This window comes from Paraburkholderia dipogonis, assembly GCF_042680985.1.
Taxonomy (GTDB): domain Bacteria; phylum Pseudomonadota; class Gammaproteobacteria; order Burkholderiales; family Burkholderiaceae; genus Paraburkholderia; species Paraburkholderia phytofirmans.
This window is the reverse complement of the sequence record NZ_JBHUFR010000026.1, coordinates 18,979-39,366: the sequence shown is the minus strand read 5'-3', so window position 1 is coordinate 39,366 and position 20,388 is coordinate 18,979. Positions and strand designations below refer to the sequence as shown.

At 61.5% G+C, this 20,388-nt stretch carries 20 protein-coding genes; 5 read left to right on the top strand and 15 right to left on the bottom strand.

Features of this window, described 5'->3' with window-relative positions:
• Positions 1–88 precede the first annotated feature (88 nt).
• The 10 genes from ACFSNN_RS29985 to ACFSNN_RS29940 all read right to left on the bottom strand — a co-directional run bounded on the left by ACFSNN_RS29985 (position 89) and on the right by ACFSNN_RS29940 (position 11,513).
• Positions 89–841, bottom strand: a complete 753-nt coding sequence (locus ACFSNN_RS29985; protein ID WP_121308937.1) for an SDR family NAD(P)-dependent oxidoreductase — start codon at positions 839–841, stop codon at positions 89–91.
• 262 nt (positions 842–1,103) lie between these two features.
• Positions 1,104–2,105: a LysR substrate-binding domain-containing protein gene (locus ACFSNN_RS29980; protein WP_134464031.1), complete on the bottom strand. Its 1,002-nt coding sequence runs from the start codon at positions 2,103–2,105 to the stop codon at positions 1,104–1,106.
• A 232-nt stretch (positions 2,106–2,337) separates the two neighbouring features.
• Positions 2,338–3,108 (bottom strand): pyrroline-5-carboxylate reductase, encoded by a 771-nt coding sequence (locus ACFSNN_RS29975; RefSeq protein WP_134464029.1) that lies wholly within the window; start codon positions 3,106–3,108, stop codon positions 2,338–2,340.
• Positions 3,109–3,152: 44 nt separating this feature from the next.
• Complete coding sequence (locus ACFSNN_RS29970; RefSeq protein ID WP_134464027.1) at positions 3,153–4,646, bottom strand: aldehyde dehydrogenase; 1,494 nt, start codon at positions 4,644–4,646, stop codon at positions 3,153–3,155.
• A gap of 17 nt (positions 4,647–4,663) precedes the next feature.
• A complete protein-coding gene (locus ACFSNN_RS29965) occupies positions 4,664–5,995 on the bottom strand; it encodes an NAD(P)/FAD-dependent oxidoreductase (protein WP_134464025.1) in 1,332 nt (443 codons plus the stop codon).
• A 5-nt stretch (positions 5,996–6,000) separates the two neighbouring features.
• Positions 6,001–6,891 carry a dihydrodipicolinate synthase family protein gene (locus ACFSNN_RS29960; RefSeq protein ID WP_134464023.1) on the bottom strand — a complete coding sequence of 297 codons (891 nt, stop codon included), beginning with the start codon at positions 6,889–6,891 and terminating at the stop codon, positions 6,001–6,003.
• A gap of 138 nt (positions 6,892–7,029) precedes the next feature.
• Positions 7,030–8,331, bottom strand: a complete 1,302-nt coding sequence (locus tag ACFSNN_RS29955) for a serine hydroxymethyltransferase (protein WP_166799365.1) — start codon at positions 8,329–8,331, stop codon at positions 7,030–7,032.
• A gap of 79 nt (positions 8,332–8,410) precedes the next feature.
• Positions 8,411–9,292: a glycine betaine ABC transporter substrate-binding protein gene (locus tag ACFSNN_RS29950; protein WP_134464019.1), complete on the bottom strand. Its 882-nt coding sequence runs from the start codon at positions 9,290–9,292 to the stop codon at positions 8,411–8,413.
• 38 nt (positions 9,293–9,330) lie between these two features.
• A complete protein-coding gene (locus ACFSNN_RS29945) occupies positions 9,331–10,227 on the bottom strand; it encodes an ABC transporter permease (protein ID WP_134464017.1) in 897 nt (298 codons plus the stop codon).
• Positions 10,224–11,513, bottom strand: coding sequence for a quaternary amine ABC transporter ATP-binding protein (locus ACFSNN_RS29940; protein WP_134464015.1), 1,290 nt, complete (start codon positions 11,511–11,513; stop codon positions 10,224–10,226). The genes ACFSNN_RS29945 and ACFSNN_RS29940 overlap by 4 nt, the downstream gene beginning before the upstream one ends.
• Before the next feature lie 573 nt (positions 11,514–12,086).
• Between ACFSNN_RS29940 and ACFSNN_RS29935 the strand changes: the two genes are divergently transcribed.
• The 4 genes from ACFSNN_RS29935 to ACFSNN_RS29920 all read left to right on the top strand — a co-directional run bounded on the left by ACFSNN_RS29935 (position 12,087) and on the right by ACFSNN_RS29920 (position 14,787).
• Positions 12,087–13,019, top strand: a complete 933-nt coding sequence (locus ACFSNN_RS29935) for a LysR substrate-binding domain-containing protein (protein WP_134464013.1) — start codon at positions 12,087–12,089, stop codon at positions 13,017–13,019.
• 181 nt (positions 13,020–13,200) lie between these two features.
• Complete coding sequence (locus ACFSNN_RS29930) at positions 13,201–13,596, top strand: cupin domain-containing protein (RefSeq protein ID WP_134464011.1); 396 nt, start codon at positions 13,201–13,203, stop codon at positions 13,594–13,596.
• Positions 13,597–13,768: 172 nt separating this feature from the next.
• Entirely contained in the window at positions 13,769–13,978 is a 210-nt protein-coding gene (locus tag ACFSNN_RS29925) for a hypothetical protein (RefSeq protein ID WP_134464009.1), read from the top strand.
• Between the two features lie 116 nt (positions 13,979–14,094).
• Positions 14,095–14,787, top strand: coding sequence for an SDR family NAD(P)-dependent oxidoreductase (locus ACFSNN_RS29920; RefSeq protein WP_134464007.1), 693 nt, complete (start codon positions 14,095–14,097; stop codon positions 14,785–14,787).
• 19 nt (positions 14,788–14,806) lie between these two features.
• Here the strand turns inward: ACFSNN_RS29920 and lhpH are convergent, their stop codons facing one another.
• The 5 genes from lhpH to ACFSNN_RS29895 all read right to left on the bottom strand — a co-directional run bounded on the left by lhpH (position 14,807) and on the right by ACFSNN_RS29895 (position 19,691).
• The gene (gene lhpH / locus ACFSNN_RS29915; protein ID WP_134464005.1) at positions 14,807–15,814 is read right to left on the bottom strand and encodes a trans-3-hydroxy-L-proline dehydratase; all 1,008 of its coding nucleotides are present in this window, start codon (positions 15,812–15,814) and stop codon (positions 14,807–14,809) included.
• A gap of 33 nt (positions 15,815–15,847) precedes the next feature.
• A complete protein-coding gene (locus ACFSNN_RS29910) occupies positions 15,848–16,969 on the bottom strand; it encodes a branched-chain amino acid ABC transporter substrate-binding protein (protein ID WP_134464003.1) in 1,122 nt (373 codons plus the stop codon).
• A gap of 134 nt (positions 16,970–17,103) precedes the next feature.
• Positions 17,104–17,814, bottom strand: a complete 711-nt coding sequence (locus ACFSNN_RS29905) for a lysophospholipid acyltransferase family protein (RefSeq protein ID WP_134464001.1) — start codon at positions 17,812–17,814, stop codon at positions 17,104–17,106.
• Positions 17,815–18,005: 191 nt separating this feature from the next.
• Entirely contained in the window at positions 18,006–18,443 is a 438-nt protein-coding gene (locus ACFSNN_RS29900; RefSeq protein WP_377767126.1) for a lysozyme inhibitor LprI family protein, read from the bottom strand.
• Entirely contained in the window at positions 18,444–19,691 is a 1,248-nt protein-coding gene (locus tag ACFSNN_RS29895) for an MFS transporter (RefSeq protein WP_134463997.1), read from the bottom strand.
• A gap of 382 nt (positions 19,692–20,073) precedes the next feature.
• Between ACFSNN_RS29895 and ACFSNN_RS29890 the strand changes: the two genes are divergently transcribed.
• Positions 20,074–20,346 (top strand): hypothetical protein, encoded by a 273-nt coding sequence (locus ACFSNN_RS29890; protein WP_134463995.1) that lies wholly within the window; start codon positions 20,074–20,076, stop codon positions 20,344–20,346.
• Positions 20,347–20,388: the final 42 nt, after the last annotated feature.

The window sequence follows — 20,388 nt, the reverse complement described above, 5'->3', positions numbered from 1 at the left end:
CTTCGCAGAGCGCGCACGCTCGGCGGCTCTGCGTTTTCTTATCTTGTGGACCGCTGCCGAGTTCAGGCGCGCGTCATGCCACAGCGCCTCAGTATGTTGCGCGCCCGCCGGACAGATCGAATACTGAACCGGTGCTGAACGCGCAGTCCTCGGACGAGAGCCACAGAATCAGCGACGCCGCTTCTTCGGGCATCAGAAAGCGGTTCATCGGAATCTTCGAGAGCATGTAGTCGATGTGCTGCTGCGACATCGAGTCGAAGATCTCGGTTTTGGCCGCGGCGGGCGTGACGGCATTGACGAGAATGTTCTTCGTCGCGAGTTCTTTGCCGAGCGATTTGGTCAGGCCGATAAGGCCTGCCTTGGAGGCGCTGTAGTGCGAGGCGTTCGGGTTGCCTTCCTTGCCGGCCACCGACGCGATATTGACGATCCGGCCATAGCCCTGCTTGAGCATTTGCGGCACGACCGCGCGGCAGGTGAGATACGGGCCGATCAGGTTGACGTCGATCACACGGCGCCAGACGTCGGGTTCCAGTTCCCACGTGGTGCCGTTGCCGCCGGTGATGCCGGCGCAATTGATCAGCACGTCGATCGCGCCGTGATCGGCGACGGTTTGCGCCACGGCTTGGGCGACGGCGGCTTCCTGCGTGAGTTCGACGCAGACCGCCGTGACTTTGCCCAGTTCGCTGAGCTCACGCTGGCTGCGTGCGAGGCGTTCTGCGTCCACGTCCCATAGCGCGACCGACGCGCCCGAGTTCAGCGCCCGTTGCGCCACCGCGTAGCCGATGCCACGCGCGCCGCCGGTAATGGCGACGACGCGCCCCTCCAGATCGATTCGATTCATCGCTGTGCTCCTGTGGCAGGCCTGAGCGGCGTGCCTTTGTGTTGTTGTATGCCGGCTGTTTGTGTGTCAGTGCTGCGGGTGCGCTTGCGCTGACGGTTCAGCCAATATACGAGCGGTGCGATTCGCCAACAATTCGAGTATTGGAGGGGGCGATAACAAAAGTGGATCGGCGGATGCTGCCAAACTAAGCGCGGCTGGTCCTGGCGCCGCAGCAGTACATCGCGCACGCTGGACCATGGACCGCCGTTCAGCGTGCGGCAACCTACTGCGTCGCAGCGGAAGGCGCGCCGGGCCACTCCTTCATCATCTCGTCGACCTCGGCGCCGATCCACTCGCGGAACTTCTCGTATTCCGGGCGGTTCCTCGCATTCTTGTGAGTGATGACGTAGTGATGTCTGTCATGAAAGACGAGCGCATCCTGCACCGGGCGCACCAGCGTTCCTTCGTCGATCTGACGATGCACAAGGTGATGCCAGCCGAGCAAGGTGCCTTCGCCGGCCTGCGCCAGCGAAACCAGCAGCCGATAGTCGTTGCTTTCGAAATGCTCGCCCAGCGCATACCTTTCAGAGCCGTCGCCCTGCTGAAACCAGTTGCGCCATACGCGCCAGTCGACATGCTCGCAAACCTGCGCACGGCCCAGCAAAGACAGATGCAGCGTGGGCTGCATCAAGAGGTCCAACGGCTTGAGCGCCTTGCTCTGGAAATGACTCTCGAAGAACGCCCGGCTGCAGACCGGATAGACGACATCGTGAAACAGCGGCTCGACGTCGTACTCGGGCTCGCGCGGCGGGTTCTTCGTGATGATGACGTCCGGCTGCATGAGCTCGTCCAGCTCCATGAAGTGCTCGGTCACCGTCACGTTGAGTTTGATTTCCGGGAATTTCCTGCGAAAACGCGGCAGCCTGGACGACAGCCACAACGCGGAAAACGTATGCGAAATACAGATGTTCAGCACGTGCTTGTCCGAGCGGCGCACCACTTCGGCGGCCTCGGCGATATTCATGATCGACAGGTACGAGGCGTTGTACAAAATACGGCCGGCGTCCGTCAACGCGATGTGCCGGCCGGTTCGTTCGAACAGCGCGACGTCCAGCGTATCCTCGAGTTCCTTGATTTGCCTGCTGATCGCCGCCTGCGTCACGCACAGCACATCCGCTGCCTGGGTGAAGCTCTCGTAGCGCGCGGCCGTCACAAAGCACCGTAATGCGCGGAGCGACGGCATTTGCGCCAATAATCGGTCGGCAAACAGTTGCTTCTTCTGCATGTTCATCACCTTGAAGGCGGTCAAACGTGGGGAGACCGCAAACCGGCAGCGGACAGTCATTGGGAGGTCGGGCCGACAATAGTCACCGCGCGTCGCCTTCGGCGGTACGCCGCGTGCGTCATGCCGATCATTCTGGGCTTCGCCCGACGCGGCGGCAAGTGCGGTCAACCCGCCTCGGCGGGCGCCGACGACTCGCCACGCTAACGCACCATGAAAGTGAAAGGCGCCGAGACTACGCCTTTCCTTCGATGCGGCCCATCACGTGGTCCAGCGCGTCGCTGTAGTGCGAGTACGAGCCTCGGCGCGAGAGTTCGGTGTGGAGTTGTTCGTTGATTCCGCCGGGCGTCATGGATTGCTCCACCAGCGACGAGAACGGTTGCGCGCGTTCGACCGCGTCGTTGGCAAGTCCGACGCAATAAGCGGAAAGATACGCCCGCGCCGAGTCGTACTCCACGCCTTGCTTGACCAGCCATGCCGCCTGCGTTTCGAGCACCGCGTAGAAGCTCGCCATGGTCGCGGTCACTGCCGACAACGCATCGAACTTTCTTTCGTCGTCGACTTCGACTGCGGCGCCCACGGAAGCGAACAGGCGCCGCGCCACTTCGTGCGGCGGGCAGATCGCTGTGCTTCCCCTCGCGGCCGCGACTGCGGGCAACGGTATCGCGCGAACCACGGTGCCGCCGCTGCGGGTCATCCGCTGCACGTCCGCTATCGAGATGCCGGCCATCAAGCTGAGGATAGTGTGGCGCGCGGTGAAGTCGAGCGCCTCCAGCACTTCCGACGCGATTTGCGGCACCACGGCGAGGCACGCCACGTCGCAGGAATCGAGCACCTCCTGATTGGTCCGGCAAACGGAAATACGCGAATCCAGCGCGGCAAGCGCGGCGGCGGTTCCGGCGTTGCGCGGCGACAGGGTAATACTCTCGAAAGGCGCGGCCACCCGCAGCAGGCCGGTGACGATCGCCCGCGTGATGGTGCCGGTTCCAATGAATCCTAGCCGCATAGTGTGGTCGTTTCCTGAGATGTTCGGCACTCGCCGTGTCGTGGTCAGTCGAGCTTCAGCCAGGTGGTTTTCAGCTCGCAATACTGGTCGTGTGCATAGACCGACTTGTCCCGTCCGCCGAAGCCCGACTGCTTGAAGCCGCCGAACGGCGTCGACAGATCGCCTTCGCCGAAGCAGTTGACCGTCACCGTCCCCGCGCGGATTCTAGCCGCCACCTTGTGCGCGTGGTTGACGTTATCGGTCCACAACGAGGCGGCCAATCCATAGCAGGTATCGTTGGCGATCTGGACGGCTTCGTCGATGTCGCTGTATTCGATGATGCATAGCACCGGGCCGAACACTTCATCGCGTGCGATGCTCATGTCAGGCGTCACGTTATCGAAGATCGCCGGCTCGACATACCAGCCACCGGTGTCCACCAGAACAGCCTTGCCGCCGCAGACGAGCCGCGCGCCCTCCGCCTTGGCCTTTTCGATGTGACCGAGTACTTTTTCATAGTGCTTCTGCTCGATCAATGCGCCGAGCTTCACGTCGGGGTCGAGCGGATTGCCGGTCTTCCACGTTTCGAGCACATGCCCGATTTTTTCCAGCAGCGCGTCCTTCATGCCGCCATGCACCAGCAACCGCGAACCGGCACTGCAATTCTCGCCCATGTTCCAGAAGGCCGCGGCGACCGCCTGCTCCGCGACGGCGTCGAGGTTGGCGACGTCGGGCAGTACGACCTGCGGATTCTTTCCACCGCATTCGAGAATGACCCGTTTCAGGTTCGTATCCGCTGAGTAGTGAAGAAACAGCTTGCCGGTTTCGGTGGACCCGGTGAACGCGATCAAATCCACGTCGGGGTGGCGTCCCAGCGCTTGCCCGGCGGCCTCGCCGAATCCCGTGACGACACTGAACACGCCCGCCGGAATGCCGGCTTCCAATGCGAGATCCGCAATGCGCAGTGTCGCGAGCGAGGTTTGCTCCGCGGGTTTCACAATCACGCTATTGCCGACCGACAGAGCCGGTCCGATCTTCCACGCGAGCATCAGTGCAGGGAAATTCCACGGCAGAACGGCGCCGACGACGCCGATCGGCTCGCGCGTAATCATGCTCACCACGCTACTGCCCGAAGGCGAAAGCGCGTCGTAACGCTTGTCGGTGACTTCCGCGTGCCAGCGAATGCAGGCGGCCGACTCCGGAATGTCCAAGCCGAGACATTCCGAAATCGGCTTGCCGGCTTCGAGTGCTTCCAGCGCGGCCAATTCGTCGGTGTGGTCTTCGATCAATTGCGCGAGCTTGAGCAGCACGGACTTGCGCCGTGCCGGCGCCGCTTTCGACCACACGCCGGAACCGAAAGCCTCGCGCGCGGCAACGACCGCGCGGTCGACGTCTTTCTTCTCACAACGCGCGATGTCGGCAAGCACCTTGCCATTCGACGGATTCAACGTCTGAAACGTCTCACCGGATGCGGCCTGACAACGCGCCCCGGCGATCAAGGCGCGCCCGTCCAGCGACAATGCGTCGGCCCTTTGCTTCCATTCCTCAAGTGTCGTCATTTCGTATCCTTAATCAATTAAAGTTCGACGCCCGCCGAGAACTCCTTCACCCAGATGGCTGCCGAAACCGCAACATCGGCAATGGGGCGCATGGGCAGCGGGCGCGGCTTCGGTTGCCGTAGCAGTTGCTGAGTCATGTCGTTCGTCATGCCCAGGGCGAACTCGGCAATGACCTTTCCCGATGCGGAACCTCGGCTGAGCCCCAAGCCGTTGCACCCGATCGCCTGGTACAGGCCGTCGTCCCGTTTGCCGAACAGCGCTCCGCTATTCGCGGACAGACACAGCGCGCCGCCCCATGTGTATTCCAGTTCGACGTTCTTCAGTAAAGGGAAGCGGCGCTCGAAGGAACGTTGATGCAGATGTCGCGCTTTGCGCAAATCCGCCTCTGACACCTCCAGCCCCGGCCGGAACGCAAAGTGATTGCGAACGCAGATGCGGTCCGTGTTCAGACGGCGTACGGTGGTCCCCATCGGATCCGCCGGAATCAGCGCCCACGAATTGATTCCGCCGAGCGCCTCGATCTCCGCCTGCTTCATGACGCGGCTCATCGAGGCGAAGGTGTAGACCGGCAGCAAGCCATTCGGATGTTCGCCAAAAGTCGCCGCGTAAGCATTCGTACAAAGAATCACGTTAGCGGCCGTGATCGTGCCTTCGGCAAAGGACAGCACCTTGCCGGTAGGCATGTGTTCGAGCCGTCTGACGGCACTGAGCTCGAACACTTCCACATTCGACGGCATGGTTCGCGCGAGGCCGCGCATCAATGCCGCCGGCTGCACGGTGCTGCAGCCGGGTGTGAATATCGCACTGTGATAGAACGACGTGCCGGTAACTTTCGCGATACCGGCCTCGTCGAGCCATTCGAACTTCTCGCCGATACGCCGCAAGCCGTCAGCGAAGTGTTCGAGCGCCTCCTTGCCGCGTTTGTTCGCCGACGCGTGGTATTTGCCGTCGTCGCGCCAGTCGCACTCGATGCCCTCTGCGCGGACAATCGCCCGTACGTAGTCGATGCCGTGGCGCTGCATCCGCACGTCGGCCTTATCCGCGTCGACACTTCTCGAATAGCTTTCACTGCTGATGTCGTGGGGCAAATCGACAAAGAAACCCGAATTGCGCCCCGCCGTCGAGCGGCCAATACGATCCGCCTCGACGAGCGCGACGGATGCCTCCGGCGCCAACTCGGCCAAACGCCGAGCCGCGCAAAGTCCTGTGATTCCCCCGCCGACCACCACGAAATCAAAGCGCCTGTCGCCGCGCAAGGTCTTCACGGCGGGTGGCGCGGGCAGACTTTCCCACCAGCCATTCACACCGTCGGCAGCGGGAAGACGAGCGAATTCCAGTTTCGAGGCCATGCAAATCAGCGTCCCTTGCGCAGCAGCGGCTGCACGAGCTTCGCGAACTCGCGGCGCTCGTCGTCCGTGAGCGTGCCGAGCGGCGCGCGCGCGTTGCCCACCTGTGTGCCCGCCAGTTCACAGCCGTAGCGCACATACTGGATAAACTTGCCGCTTCGCTCAAGCAGTTCCAGCACGGGCAGCAGTTGCGTCATCAACTCGCGACCGGTTGTGAAGTCGTTTCGTTTGACGCAGGCTTCGAGCAATTCGACATGCACTTCAGGAAGGAAATTCGCCGCGCCGGCAACCCAGCTCCGCGCACCCCAGACGAAAAACTCCAGCGCCTGGTCGTCCATGCCGCAACTCAGCACGAGCTTGCTGCGGAAATGCGTGGCAAGGTGATGCAGATGCGCGATGTCGCCGGTGCTTTCCTTCATGGCGACAAAGTTGCGGCGCTCGATCAGTTCCTCGAGCACGCGGTCGCTAATGTCCGTGCCCGTGCGCGCCGGAAAGTTGTAGAGCATGATCGGCATGTCGAGACTGTCGTCGACCGCGAGCAGGTGCTGCAACAGCTCGTCCTGGGTCGGCTGCGCGTAGTACGGCGCGGCTACCAGCAATGCCGAAAGCCCTGCCTTCTTCGCTTCCTGTCCCAGCCGCAACACTTCGCGTGTTGTCGTGGCGTTGATTCCCGCCGTCAGGAACGTCTTTCCGCCCGCGGCTTCGGCCACGGTATGAAACGTGCGCACACGTTCCTCGAAACTGAGCGCGTAGTATTCGCCGGTCGTGCCGCCGACGCCGAGACCCGACAGGCCTCGTCCGGCGAGGTCGAGCGCGTGTTGCCCAAGCAGGTCATGATCGATTTCGCCGTCGGCTTTGAACGGCGTGACCAAAGGCGCATGTACTCCCTCGAAGCTCATCAGTGTCTCTCCCAATTCGAACTGCCACTGCAATGTCTTCGTGATGGCAAACTGTGCCGTTCATTGCAGCGACGTAGTGTTGAAAATCAATGCCGCGAATGCGCGGCGCGGTTCGACCAAAAAACGCCCGCACCCGCCTTAGACCACCGTTTCGGCGTGCGTATAAATCGGAAAACGGCTGCATATATCGCGAACGCGGCTGCGCACCGAACGCTCGACGAGTTCATCGCCGGCCGGCTGTTTTTCCAGCGCCGCCAGGACTTCGAGCATGAGCGCGCCCACTTCCTCGAACTGCTTGACGCCGAAGCCACGCGTCGTGCCAGCCGGCGTGCCGAGGCGAATGCCGGATGTCACCGTCGGGTTTTCCGTGTCGAATGGAATACCGTTCTTGTTGCAGGTAATGCCGGCGCGTTCAAGCGCCTTTTCCACCTGCGTGCCGGTGAGTCCCTTCGGGCGCAGGTCGACGAGAAGAAGATGGTTATCGGTGCCACCGGTGACGAGGTTGACACCGCCCAGTTTCAACACTTCACCGAGTGCTTGCGCGTTTTGCAAAACCTGGTCGATGTAAGTCGTGAACTCGGGACGCAAAGCCTCGGCGAACGCCACGGCTTTGCCCGCGATGACATGCATGAGCGGGCCGCCTTGCAGACCGGGGAACACTGCGGAGTTGATTTTCTTCGCGATGTCGGCGTTATTCGTGAGAATGAAGCCGCCGCGCGGACCGCGAAGCGTCTTGTGCGTGGTGGACGTCACCACGTCCGCGAAACGCACCGGGTTCTCGTGCCGGCCGGCGGCGACGATGCCGGCTATGTGCGCCATGTCGACCATCAACAGCGCGCCGACGCTGTCGGCGATCTCCCGGAACTTCGCGAAGTCGAGCGCGCGCGGATAGGCTGAATAGCCCGCGATGATGAGCTTGGGACGATGCGCCTCAGCGAGGCGTCTGATTTCGTCATAATCGATGCGCAGCGTGTCCCGGTCGACGCCGTACTGAACCGCGTTGAACCATTTGCCGGACAACGCCGGGCGGGCGCCATGCGTCAGATGGCCGCCTGCGTCGAGCGACATGCCGAGCACCGTATCGCCCGGCTTTAAAAGCGCGAGCATGACCGCGCCGTTTGCCTGAGCGCCGGAATGTGGCTGCACGTTGGCGAATTCACAGTCGAACAAGGCCTTGACGCGATCGATCGCGAGCGCTTCGATACGGTCGACGTGTTCACAGCCGCCGTAATAGCGCTTGGACGGATAGCCTTCGGCGTACTTGTTGGTGAGGACGGTTCCCTGCGCTTCCATCACGGCTGCCGACACGATGTTCTCGGACGCAATCAGTTCAATCTGGGACTGCTGGCGACGCAGTTCCAGCGCGATTTCCGACGAGATGACCGGGTCACGGTCTTGCAGGCTCTCTGAAAAGAATCGAACGTTATCGTTCACAGACATACTCCGTGCTAGTCATAAAGCAATATTTCGTGGCGCGCCGCCTCGGGCATCTGCGCTCGTACGCGCCTGGGATCCAACGTTACTTCTCAAGCCACGCTTTCAATTTGTCCGGGTGCGCGTCGACGAATTTCTTCGCCGCGGTGGCGTAGTCGTTCGTGCTGTTTCCCTCGAACTCGATCGCTTCCACGTCGGCGAGCGTCAGCTTGAAATGCTTCATGAAGACATCCGCGCGCGGGAATTTGGTGGCGAACTGCTTGGAGCCGAAGGCATGGATCTGTTCTTCGCCGCCCAAGGTGCCTTTCGGATCTTTCAGATAGCGCATTTGCCACTTCTGGAACAGCCAATGGGGACTCCATACCGTGGCGACAATCCACTGTTTCGACTGGTACGCGCGCTGGATCGACGCAAGCATCCCTGCTTCGCTGGAAGATTGCAGGTTGTAGCCCGCCAGGTTGTATTCCTTGATGGTCTTCTCGGAGGCCTGCATCAGACCGCCGCCGGGTTCGATGCCTTGAATGGTGCTGTTCAGTTTGCTCTTGACGTCCGGCTTGTTGAGATCGGCGATCGACGACAACTCGGACTCTGGCACATACGCCGGAACCGCCCAGCCGTTTTTCCCGCCGGTATAGATGATGCCGACGTCGTCCATGTCGTTCTTGTACTTCGCGTAGTACATGCCGTGCGTGACCGGCAGCCACCCGCCCACCATCAGATCGACGTCGCCGCGAGCGACGCCTTGATACTGAATGCCGATGTCCGCCTGAACAAACTGCACAGGCTGCTGCAGCTTCGTCTCCATCACGTACTTCGCCACGTTCGCAACGGCCAGCACGTCGGCCCAGTTCGTGATCGTAATCTTGAGCGGGGCAGCCGCCATCGCTGCGCCACTGTATAGGCCGAAGGAACAGAGTGCGGTTGCGGCGAGCTTCACCACATACGATTTGAGAATTCCGGTGTTCATCTGGTACTCCTTCGCTATTAAAAGAATTTGCTGTTTTGTTATTGCGTAGCCGCGGGTTTGTTTGCTGTCTCGCGCACGGCACGCTTCGACGTGCGCGCCTTGCTCTTCTTCTTGATGGATTTGACGCCGAAACTTTCAGTCAGACGGTCGAGAATGATGGCGAGCAGAACGACACCGAGACCGCCTTCGAAACCGATGCCGATGTCGAGCCGCTGAATCCCGCTGAGCACGTATTCACCCAGGCCGCCCGCACCGATCATTGAAGCGACCACGACCATTGAAAGCGCCATCATGATGGTCTGATTGATGCCGGCCATGATGGACGGCAACGCGTTCGGGAGTTGAATCTTCCAGAGCAGCTGCGTGTCGGTGCTGCCAAACGAGCGCCCGGCTTCCATCAGCTCTTCTCGCACCTGCTTGATTCCCAGCGTGGTAAGGCGAACCACCGGCGGCATGGCGAAGACGATCGTCGCGATCACCGCGGGCACGCGGCCGAGCCCAAACAGAATGACCGCCGGAATCAGATACACGAACGCGGGCATGGTCTGCATGAAATCGAGCAGCGAGCGCACGATCACTTCCACGCGAGCGTTGCGCGCACCCCAGATGCCGAGCGGAATACCGATCAGCAGACTGCAAAGCGTCGCCGCGATCACCAGCGCGAGGGTCGACATGGTTTGCGCCCAAAGTCCCATGTAGTGAATGACCTCGATCGCGATGCCGACGAAGGCTGCGAACACGAAGCCTTTGCGCCACAGCGCGAGTGCGACCAGCGCGACCAGCATCACGACGAAAGGAATCGCGCCGAGACCGTCTTCGAGAAGCTTGACGACCGCGCCCAAGGCCGCGGAAAACGCGTCGAAGCCGCCGCGAAAATGCTGGAACAGAAAGTTGACCGCGTTTTCCGCCGCGCGCCCGAAAATTGACGAATTCATGACGCCCTCCGTTCCATGACCTGTTTGAGAATCGTGCGGCACGACACGACACCGGTAAGTTTCCCGGCCGCGTCGACGACCGGCACGTCGTGTTGCTGGCCGAGGGCGATGTTCGAGAGTTCGTGCAAGTCGGCATCCGACGACACCGCGACCATGTCGTGCAGCAGCGCATCGCGAATCGGTCCGCTCCCGCATTTGTGCAAGGACGCAGGCGTGACGCAGCCCTGATAGCGGCCGGCTTCATCGCAGACGTAGCCGCATTCCACACCGGCGTCGATAAGCTGATTCAGATACCGGTCCGACGACGCACCGCCGTCGCACGAAATCCGCGCCCGGTCGACGTTCGAGAGAAAGCTGGAAGCCTTGAGAAAGCGCGACACGTCGACATTGCGGAAGAAGTTGCGCACGTAGTCGTCGGCAGGCGTCTGGATCAGTTCAACCGGCGTGCCGACCTGAACCAGCCGGCCGTCTTTCATCACGCCAACCCTGCCGCCGATCTTGATCGCTTCTTCGATGTCGTGCGAAATGAAGACCACGGTCCGCTGTTCTTCTTTCTGCAGGCGCAGCAGTTCGTTCTGCATTTCGAAGCGAATGAGCGGGTCGAGCGCCGAAAAAGCTTCGTCCATCAGAAGCACGGACGGGTTCACGGCGAGCGCGCGAGCGAGCCCCACGCGCTGCTGCATGCCGCCCGACAGTTCGCCCGGATAGAGCTTTTCGTAGGAGCCGAGCCCGACACGCACCAGCGCGCTTTGCGCGACCTTGTACCGTTCCTGCTTCGTGAGGCCCGCGACTTCGAGGCCGTACGCGACGTTATCGATCACCGTGCGGTTGGGCAGCAGCGCGAATGACTGAAAGACCATTGCCATCTTCTTGCGCCGTACTTCACGCAGTTCCGGCGTGGACATGGGCGCGATGTCGCGACCTTCCAGAACCACTTTGCCCGAAGTCGGTTCGATCAGGCGATTCAACAGGCGAACCAGCGTGGACTTTCCGGAGCCGGAGAGTCCCATGATCACAAAGATCTCGCCTGCCCGGACGCTGAGACTGACATTGTCGACCGCCACCATATTGCCGGTCTGTTTGAAAATCTCGTTGCGCCCGAGGCCCTGCTGCAATAACTCCGCTGCGCGTTCGGGTTTCGGACCGAAAATCTTCGAGAGGTTTTGAACCTTGAGAATTTCATTCGCCGGCACGGCTGCGGATGCTGCGATCGAAGACGTCGTGCTCGATGTGGCGACGCGTGGATACACCGCCTCTTCCGACGCGAAGGTGAGGTTTGGGGTCATTCTGTCATTCCAACTGGCAAGTTCGAAAACCTGGAGGCCCCTTATCGAGTCGCCTATGCGCAGAGGAATACGCGCGCTTTAGCGGTCGAGTGCGGGTCAGGGATGAGCGTTGCGGCTGCCGGTGATTCGCGCGCCTTGGGCCATGTCTAGAAACCATGGCCGCAAGCGTCGCAAAGTCGCATAATTCACGACTATCCTCCCGACACTTAACATTTTCGACCGCCGAATTGCGTATCTCCAATGTTTGTTGCGTTAATGACAGCGTACATCGCCAATTACCTTCAACCAGCTACATTTTCTGTGCCCTTTGCCATACCTACGGTTATGCATGGCTGACGGCAAGCGTCCGCGAGAACTGCCGGATGCGCTCAAACCGCCAGTGAGCAAGGCTTTCGGGCCGATGCCTTCGCGTGCTCGCAAACGAGGTCAAACCGGGCGTTAAGGGTAACCACCAAGCGGGGCGATCCACGCCGCTCGCTTATCTTCCGAAGTCATAGCCCGACTCTTACCGGCGGCTCGCAATGGACGCATTGCCGCTTCCCTCACAGGCTTCTCCCACCCCACAAGCAAAAGATGAAAGCAGCGACTGAAGGCGCAAAAGGTTATCGAAGGCTCATACCGTCGCTGACGGCTTTAGTCGAATCCGAGGCTGTCGCGCGGCTGAGCAGCTTTACCTTGGCCGCGAATGAACTCGGTGTCACGCAAGCGGCCGTGAGCAGGCAGGTGAAGTTTCTGGAAGAGTCGCTGCGGGTTCGCCTGTTTCATCGGCTGCACCGGTCGATCAAACTGACGAACGAGGGAGAGGCGCTCTACCTCGTGGTCGCGGAATCGATGCAACGCATTGCGGGTGCCTTCGACCGGCTCGCGAGCGGGACTGAGGAACAGGAACTGGTTCTCGCCACTACCGCAGCCTTTTCGCATTTCCGCGTGCTGCCCAAGCTTCAGGCGCTGAGGCTTCTCGAACCTCAGTTGAAGCTTCGTTTGACCACGCAGATGTTCACCGCTGACCTGCGCCACAACGACGTGGACATCGCAGTGAGATACGGCAACGGGAAATGGCGGGACGGCACGTCTTCGCCATTGTTCGACGAAGAAGTGTTTCCAGTTTGTTCGCCCGCGTGGTTGCAAGCGAATGGCTCGCCGCCTTCGCTCGCCGACCTCGCGAAGGCCGCGTTGATCGAGTCCGACTCGACGTCCGAAGGCTGGATGGGTTGGGAAGCGTGGTTCCAGTCGGCGGGATTGCGGCCGCCCAAATTGCATTACGCACTCCGCTGCAGTCTTTACACCGATGCGATTCAGGCCGCGTTGCAGGGGCAAGGCATCGCGCTCGGTTGGCACCGGTTGCTGGGCGACCTGCTCGATAGCGGCCAGTTGATGCGCGTCCCTGGAGCGTCCGTTAAGGTCGGCGATGCGTATTTTGTCGTGATTCCTCACGGTCGCACGATCACGCCGACAACCCGCAGCGTGATCGACTGGCTGCGCGGCGAAACGCCGGCCTTCGCATGACGTGCGGTAATGCGAGCGGAAGCATAAAGCGCGTTGACGGTCTATTTCCTCGAACTGTTCGCCCAGCGGTATGCAGCGCGACTGCAAGCACACGGCTTCTGATTAAGCGCTTACGATGATGCTCGACGTGCAGCCAGAACTTGCCGCAATCGATCGGCACGCATCGCACTAAGGAAACTCTATGAATTCATCGAAAATCACCGGGATGCCGGCAGTTGGTTTCACCGCTTTGGCCGGCCGGCGCCACTACAAGATTCATGACGACGATTGGCGTCCGCTGCAAATCGGCGGCACGGACATTCCAGGCTATTTCTGGATTCCACTGTCGGACGATGAGGAAGGCGCGTGGTCCAGCTACTGGATGAAAGTCGCCCCGGGAGCCCAGGGCCCCGCACATCGCCACGATACGACCGAGTTGATTGTCGTTGTGGAAGGTGTCTTCACCGATAGCGACGGCGTCAGTTTCCAGCCCGGCGATGCGCTGACTTATGCGGCAGGCTCCAGCCATGCGAGTTCATCCGCGAGCGGTTGTGTCGTTCTGGTCGTCGCGAGAACGGGTTCCAGTCTGGTCGACTGAAGCACGCGGCGCTCGCCCATCCAACCCCTTCAAATTTATTTTTTTGCACTTGCACAATCGCTCCATAGCGTCCGATACTGGTTTTGCCCGCGTTCTCTGCTGCGGGTGCATCAGTCTTCGCCCGTCTCACGCGGGCTCTTTTGAACGATGGATGCGAACGTCAGGAGGCGCCATGGAAGTCTGCGATGGATGCTCCGATATCGACGGCCTGCCAGTCGATGTGCAACGGCAGGACAACCTCACGCTGATCGGTGTCGCGGAGTGCAACGGCACGCTAGCCCTCGAGCACTATCGCTGCGACAAGTGCCGGGCTGTTATCGCCAGACGGTTCACCGGCGATTCCGACGAAAGGATCTGGAGCGTCATCGAAACGTCAGGTTGAGCAGGCAGCGCCACCCTCCGCCACCCCGGTGCATTTCACGGTGAACGCCTACAATCAGCAAGGCATGACGCGGCACACCCACGCCGCGACGCTTCCCTGTTGATTCCGGAGGAACCATGAGTCGAACCGAGACTGCATTGATTGTCGGCGCGGGCAAGGGCTTGAGCGCCTCGCTAGCGCGCCTGTTCGCGGCCGAGGGCATGCAGGTCGCGCTCGCCGCCCGCGACACCGGCAAGCTGACGGAACTCGTCAACGAGACGGGCGCCCTGCCCGTTGCTTGCGACGCCAGTCAGCCGGACCAGGTCACCGCCCTCTTCGAGCGCGTGGAGAAAGCATTCGCCGCTCCCGATCTCGTGGTCTACAACGCGAGCGGCCGCTATCGCGCGCCACTCGAAGCCATCGAGCCGCAGAAGCTCGAAGAAGCCTTCAAAATCACCGCCCTCGGCGGCTTCCTCGTCGCCCAGGCCGCGGCGATGCGCATGTTGGCGCGCGGCCACGGCACTGTCCTGCTGACCGGTGCAACGGCCAGCGTGAAGGGGCTACCCGGCTCGACCCCGTTCGCCATGGGCAAATTCGCGCTGCGAGGCATGGCCCAATGCATGGCGCGCGAGTTGGCGCCGAAGAATATTCACGTTGCGCATTTCGTGATCGACGGCGGCATTGCCAGCAGCGCGCGAGGCTCGGAAGACGCCGACGACAAATGGCTGGACCCCGACGCGATTGCCAGGGAGTACCTTCACATTCATCGTCAGCAACGCAGCGCGTGGACATGGGAAGTCGAACTCCGCCCGTGGGTCGAGCGGTTCTAGGCGGCGTTCGTCGTCCGGCCTACCGGACGAGGAACCCGTAGGTGAGCGGATCCCGCTCGTCGATGATCCAGGTCGCAAAGCCGCAGACAAAAGCGTTGCCTTCGACTTCCGGAATGACGGCCTTGAAATCACCCACCGTCGTTTCGCTCAGGACACGCCCTTTGAACACGGTGCCGATAATGGACTCGTTCACGAGGGTGTCGTCCTTGCCAAGTTGTCCACGTAAATAAAGCTGGGCGACCCGGCCGCCCGTTCCGGAGCCGGTGGGCGAACGGTCCACCTCACGATCGGCGAATACGCAGCAGTTGGCTTGCGTCGACCCCGCATGCCGCGGCGCATTCGCGATGATCGTGCCGTAGATGTGGTTGATCTCGGGAATGTAGGGATGCTCGACAGGAAACGCCTGATTGGCCGCCTGCTTGACCTCGGCGCCGAAGCGGATAAGTTCTTCCACCGACGACTCCCGCACCGCGAGACCATGCGGCTCGCCGTCGGTGTAAAAGTAGAACGCGCCGCCGAACGCGATATCGCCCGTCACGGAACCGAACGACGGTGTCTCGACGCTCACGTCCTGCTTCCAGATAAACGACGGCACATTGACGAAGCGAACGGTGCCGGCGTGTTCGCCATCCCACTTCACGAATGCTTCGATGAACCCGCACGGCGCGTCGATACCGATGCGCGTTTCGGGTATCTCACGCTGAACCCAACCCAGTTCGACCGCCGCCGTCGACAGCGCGATAACACCGTGGCCGCAATGGTCGCTATACCCTTCGTTGTGAAGGAAGATGATGCCGAAGTCGGCATTGGGGCTGACCGGTTCCGTCAGATAACCGCCGTACATATCGGCATGTCCACGCGGTTCGAACATCAGCGCCCGGCGGATATCGTCGGTGTTTTCCTTCAGCCATGCGCGCCGTTTGACGATCGTGTCGCCGGGCAGACGCGGCAAACCGCTGGTGACAATGCGGAATGCCTCGCCGCCGGTGTGAACTTCAACGGTCTGGATGGTGCGTGAAATTTTCATGTCTGCTTCGTGAAGTGGATGGGCCGGCCGCGGTTATTGGCCGTAGGGCGTGGGCAAGCCGTTCTTGATGACGTACACGGTGGTCGGCGCGCCCTTCAGGTCGCCGTACTCGTCGAACGAATAGGTGCCGGCGACGCCCTTATAGTTTTCCTTCGCGAGCTGCGCGGTCAGCTTGGCCTTGTCCGTTGTCGTGCCCGCTTTCACCATGGCGTCGGCCAGCAACTTGACGCCGTCGTAGTAACTCACGGCGTAGACCTGCGTATCGATGTTGTAGGCCGCCTTGTACTTTTGCAGGAACTCGCGGCCGGCTGCTGTCTTCTCCAGCGCAATGCCGCCCTGCGCGCAATAGACGATCGAGGCCGCATCGCCCGCCACCTTGCCCATGTCGGCCGAGCAGATGCCGTCGCCGCCGAGCAGCTTTGCCCTGAGTCCGCGCTGGCGCATCTGTTTGGCCATCGGCGCGCCCTGCGCCGCATAGCCGCCGAAGAAAATCACGTCGGGATTCTTGGCCTTGATGGTCGTCAGAATGCCGAGGAAATCCGTCGCCGACGAGTTGGTGAACTCCTGCTCGATGATCTGGATGCCGTTCGCCTTGGCGACCTTCACGAACTGTTCGGCGACGCCCTGACCATACGCCGTGCGGTCGTCGATGACAGCGGCCGTTTTGGCCTTCAACGTCTTCGCGGCGAACTGGCCCATCGTGCCGCCGAGTTGCTCATCGCTCGCTCCGATCCGGAAGATGTTCTTGAAACCCTGTTTCGTCAGCGCCGGGTTCGATGCGACCGGCAGCATCGGCACATTGCCGGTGTTGTAGACGCGCGATGCTGGAATCGCCACGCCCGAGTTATACGGTCCGACCACGGCGACCACGCCGCTGTCGACCAGTTTCTGCGCGACTTGCACGCCGATTTTCGGGTCCGCCTGGTCGTCTTCCGAGTCCAGTTTGAAGGTGACCTTCTGACCCGCGACGGTGACGCCCGACTTGTTCAGCTCGTCGATGGCGAGCCGTGCGCCGTTCTCGTTGTCCTTGCCGTTCGGCGCCTGCGGACCGGTGAGCGGCGCCGAATGACCGATGGTGACTACGACCTGGGCACTCGCGGACAGGGTGAAACCAGCGGCCATCAATGCGGCCGCAGTCATTGCAAGACGTCGCATACCGAACTCCGATTGGACTAGGGAGCAATCACCATATGCTCAATTGGGTTCCAGTTCAATCGAGCGGTACGCCAGGCTATGGCATCGGCGAACGGTACGCTGTGTCGCATGCGGACATGCGGGCTCGGCAAGGATCAAAGCCGCAGCAGTTCGTTTTTCATCCACTCGTGGACCGCGTGACTCAATTCCTGCTGCGTCATGTCGTGTGGAGACAGCGGCGGCCCAACCACCACGCGGATATGCCCGCGGCCGTCCGGCCAGCCTTTGGTCGGCCAGACCTTGCCCGCGTTCAGGACCACGGGCACGGCCGGCACGCCGGTCGCGCACGCCAGCCGGACGCCGCCGGACGTCATCCGCAACGGCGCATCGCGCGCGACCCGCGTGCCCTCCGGGAAAATGACGACGACATCGCCCTTGGCCAGCCGCTCCGCGCTTTCCTTCGTCACCGCCTGGTGAGCCTGTCGAGCGGAGCCGCGGTTCAGGCTGACCATGTCGAGGCCACGCAACACCCAGCCGAAGAACGGAATGCGCAGCAATTCCTCCTTGAACACGAAACTGACACGGCGCGGAAAAAGCGCGAGAAACGCGAGGGTTTCCCACGTCGACTCATGACGTGACAGGATGATCGCCGGACCGTCGGGAAGGTTGTCGAGCCCGTCTATCGAACATGAAACGCCGGGTAGCCAACGCATGACGAAAACCAGTGCGCGACACCATTGCCTCGCGAGCCAGTATCGTCCCGCACGTCCGACAAACGGAAACAGGATCAGGATGATGATCGAATACAGCGTGCCGCTACCCAGGAGGTAGACGATAAAAAGCCATTTGGTGAAAGTTGAGCGCATCGGGACCTGAATCGGGGGGAAAGCAGCGGAAGCTTTTCATGGTAACGCGTTGAGGCTGGGACGTGAGCGATACGTTCGGTCGCGTGCGGAAGAGGTGCGGCGGGCGCTTGCGCTGCTCACAGACGGATTGAATCCGGCTTGCCTTCGCGGCTCCTTATGCCGCATCCGCTTCTGGCAGACAACCAGCGCACTCAGAACGGCCCGCGGCTCGCGAGGTTGGCGTATTCGTCCTTGAGCGTGCCGATGCGTCGCCGGTACGCGTTGAGCAGACACAGCTGATTACCGCCACATGCTTTTCTCGACTTCAGCCACACCTGCTGCTCGTCCTGCATATTGCCTCGCGCGCCCATCGCGACCAGGCCCGTCAGCATCTGGTAGCGCACGGCCATTTCGACGTCCATCTCGCTCAGCTGCCGTGACGCGCATATGGCCTTTTCATCCGGCAATCGCGCCCGGCCGCAGTCGAAGCTGGCAGCAAATGCAGTAGCGGAACTGAGCGTGACCATTGCGAACAGCGCGCACCGCAAGCGACGTTTGATAGCTGAATTGCGTTGTCGATTCATCACTCTTTTGTGTTCCGGTTGCATTTCCGCGAGCATGGTCTGAACGGCCGAACCGATGCCCAGCAATTATTCCGTGCACGCGGGGCAAGCCACCGCTTCGGCGGCGACCTTCTGCTCGCTGCGGCCGAAGCTCGCCAGCGCGGCGAGCCCCAGCAACGCGAGGCCGCTACCGAGCAGAAAGTCGGCGGAAATCCCCACATGGTCGACCACCATGCCGCCCACCAGCGACCCCAGCGCAATCGCCACCTGAATGATGCTCACGAACAACGCCGAGCCGGCCTCGGGCGAATCCGGCGTGGCGCGCTGAATCCAGATGCTGAAGCACAGCGGCAACGCGCCGAAGGAAATGCCCCACGCAAGCACCAGCGCCACGACGCCGATTGTCGAATGCTGCAGTAGCGGCAACAAGACCAGTGCGAACATCAGCAGCGAAACCATTGCGCCGACCGACACTTTCAGACTGCGCGTCACGGTCGACGAAACCGCGAAGTTCGAGAAGAACCCGATGATGCCGAACCCAAGCAGCAGCCACGTGATGGTCGACATGTCGAGATTCGCGTTGTGCAGCAGGAACGGCGTGATGTACGTGTACGAGGAAAAATGCGCGCCGAAAACGAGCGCCACCATCAGCATGCTGCGGCGCGGATGCGGGCGGCGCAGCAGCGCCACCAGATCGCGCAGACGCAGCGCGGCGCTCGACGGCAAGGACGGCACGAAGAAGAACTGTGCGACCAGCGCGACCGCGACCAGCACGCCGGTCGCCATGAACGACACGCGCCACGATGCGAAGCTCGCGATGAACGTGCCGAGCGGCACGCCGATCACCGTGGCGCAGGTCACGCCGGTGAGTATCGTGGCCATGGCCCGTGCCGAATCCTTCGGTTTCACGAGACGCCCCGAAGCTGCCGTGGCCAGCGTCCAGAATCCGCCCAGCGCGGCGCCAAGCAATGCGCGCCCGAGCAGCATGCAAAGAAAATTCGGCGCAAAAGCGGAGATCAGATTCGACGCCAGCAGCAAAGCCGTGAGCAGGAGAAACACTCGCCGGCGATCCATGCGCCCCGCCACCAGCATCAGCCCCGGCGCGGAGATGGCCGCGATGACGCCGGGCACGGTGACCATCAGGCCGGCGGTGCCGGGCAACACGCCCAGCTCCGCGGCGACGCGCGGCAGCAGTCCGACCGGCAAGAACTCGGTAGTGACGAAAGCGAAAGCGCCGATGGCGACAGCCACGACAGCCAGCCATGAACGCAGGGACGACGAGGCGCCATCGTCCAGCGAGGCTGTGCTCGCGGGCAGATTGTCTTCGATCAACATAGTATTGTTTGCGAGTCTATTAACAACGGGTGAGATTGGAGCGGCCGCACCGCGCTAATCCATTCGCAGACCGGCCGGCACGATTGAAAAAGCAGGCCATATAGGCCTGCTTGCCGGAGGTGACGCGATTGCAGCCTGGAGAATCAGCGGGTGAAAACCCGAATAGACCACACCATAACATCGTATTAAATCGCTCGCTGACCACTCCGGAAAATTGCAGTCGAATGTGGGGTTATTGGTGCGGCTTCGTGCTCGATTCCCGGCGTGGGAATGGCGCGGCAGGCACTGCGAAGCGCGAACGTCAGTTGGGCACAGCGTTTGCTGAAGCGCACGTCAGCGTTTTCAACATGCGCTCCCCACTGACAATAAAAGGACATCGCCCATGCTTACTACCCGCCCTTGCACCGCCACTTGCGTGATCGACGGCATGCCGCTCACCGTCACTTTCTATCCGGACAACGGCGTGTTGCGCATCGCGGACTCGTTGGGCGCCTGCATCAAGGAAACGCGCTGGCACGCGTCGTGGCGCGCACTGCTGGACGAATTGCGCGGATTCACTGAAGGCGCCGCAGCGGAAGGACAAAGTTTCAACACGATGGTGGGCCGCTTCAGCGAGCGCGCCGATCATCCGCTAGACACGCTGGCATTCGCATAACGGCAGTTGACGGGAAGCGGTGCTCGCACATGCGCACCGCAT

What these genes read in the sequence shown, in the direction of transcription:
- ACFSNN_RS29985 (WP_121308937.1), bottom strand. Translation starts at nt 841, where the DNA reads ATGAATCGAATCGATCTGGAGGGGCGCGTCGTCGCCATTACCGGCGGC.
- ACFSNN_RS29980 (WP_134464031.1), bottom strand. Translation starts at nt 2,105, where the DNA reads ATGCAGAAGAAGCAACTGTTTGCCGACCGATTATTGGCGCAAATGCCG.
- ACFSNN_RS29975 (WP_134464029.1), bottom strand. Translation starts at nt 3,108, where the DNA reads ATGCGGCTAGGATTCATTGGAACCGGCACCATCACGCGGGCGATCGTC.
- ACFSNN_RS29970 (WP_134464027.1), bottom strand. Translation starts at nt 4,646, where the DNA reads ATGACGACACTTGAGGAATGGAAGCAAAGGGCCGACGCATTGTCGCTG.
- ACFSNN_RS29965 (WP_134464025.1), bottom strand. Translation starts at nt 5,995, where the DNA reads ATGGCCTCGAAACTGGAATTCGCTCGTCTTCCCGCTGCCGACGGTGTG.
- ACFSNN_RS29960 (WP_134464023.1), bottom strand. Translation starts at nt 6,891, where the DNA reads ATGAGCTTCGAGGGAGTACATGCGCCTTTGGTCACGCCGTTCAAAGCC.
- ACFSNN_RS29955 (WP_166799365.1), bottom strand. Translation starts at nt 8,331, where the DNA reads ATGTCTGTGAACGATAACGTTCGATTCTTTTCAGAGAGCCTGCAAGAC.
- ACFSNN_RS29950 (WP_134464019.1), bottom strand. Translation starts at nt 9,292, where the DNA reads ATGAACACCGGAATTCTCAAATCGTATGTGGTGAAGCTCGCCGCAACC.
- ACFSNN_RS29945 (WP_134464017.1), bottom strand. Translation starts at nt 10,227, where the DNA reads ATGAATTCGTCAATTTTCGGGCGCGCGGCGGAAAACGCGGTCAACTTT.
- ACFSNN_RS29940 (WP_134464015.1), bottom strand. Translation starts at nt 11,513, where the DNA reads ATGACCCCAAACCTCACCTTCGCGTCGGAAGAGGCGGTGTATCCACGC.
- ACFSNN_RS29935 (WP_134464013.1), top strand. Translation starts at nt 12,087, where the DNA reads ATGAAAGCAGCGACTGAAGGCGCAAAAGGTTATCGAAGGCTCATACCG.
- ACFSNN_RS29930 (WP_134464011.1), top strand. Translation starts at nt 13,201, where the DNA reads ATGAATTCATCGAAAATCACCGGGATGCCGGCAGTTGGTTTCACCGCT.
- ACFSNN_RS29925 (WP_134464009.1), top strand. Translation starts at nt 13,769, where the DNA reads ATGGAAGTCTGCGATGGATGCTCCGATATCGACGGCCTGCCAGTCGAT.
- ACFSNN_RS29920 (WP_134464007.1), top strand. Translation starts at nt 14,095, where the DNA reads ATGAGTCGAACCGAGACTGCATTGATTGTCGGCGCGGGCAAGGGCTTG.
- lhpH (WP_134464005.1), bottom strand. Translation starts at nt 15,814, where the DNA reads ATGAAAATTTCACGCACCATCCAGACCGTTGAAGTTCACACCGGCGGC.
- ACFSNN_RS29910 (WP_134464003.1), bottom strand. Translation starts at nt 16,969, where the DNA reads ATGCGACGTCTTGCAATGACTGCGGCCGCATTGATGGCCGCTGGTTTC.
- ACFSNN_RS29905 (WP_134464001.1), bottom strand. Translation starts at nt 17,814, where the DNA reads ATGCGCTCAACTTTCACCAAATGGCTTTTTATCGTCTACCTCCTGGGT.
- ACFSNN_RS29895 (WP_134463997.1), bottom strand. Translation starts at nt 19,691, where the DNA reads ATGTTGATCGAAGACAATCTGCCCGCGAGCACAGCCTCGCTGGACGAT.
- ACFSNN_RS29890 (WP_134463995.1), top strand. Translation starts at nt 20,074, where the DNA reads ATGCTTACTACCCGCCCTTGCACCGCCACTTGCGTGATCGACGGCATG.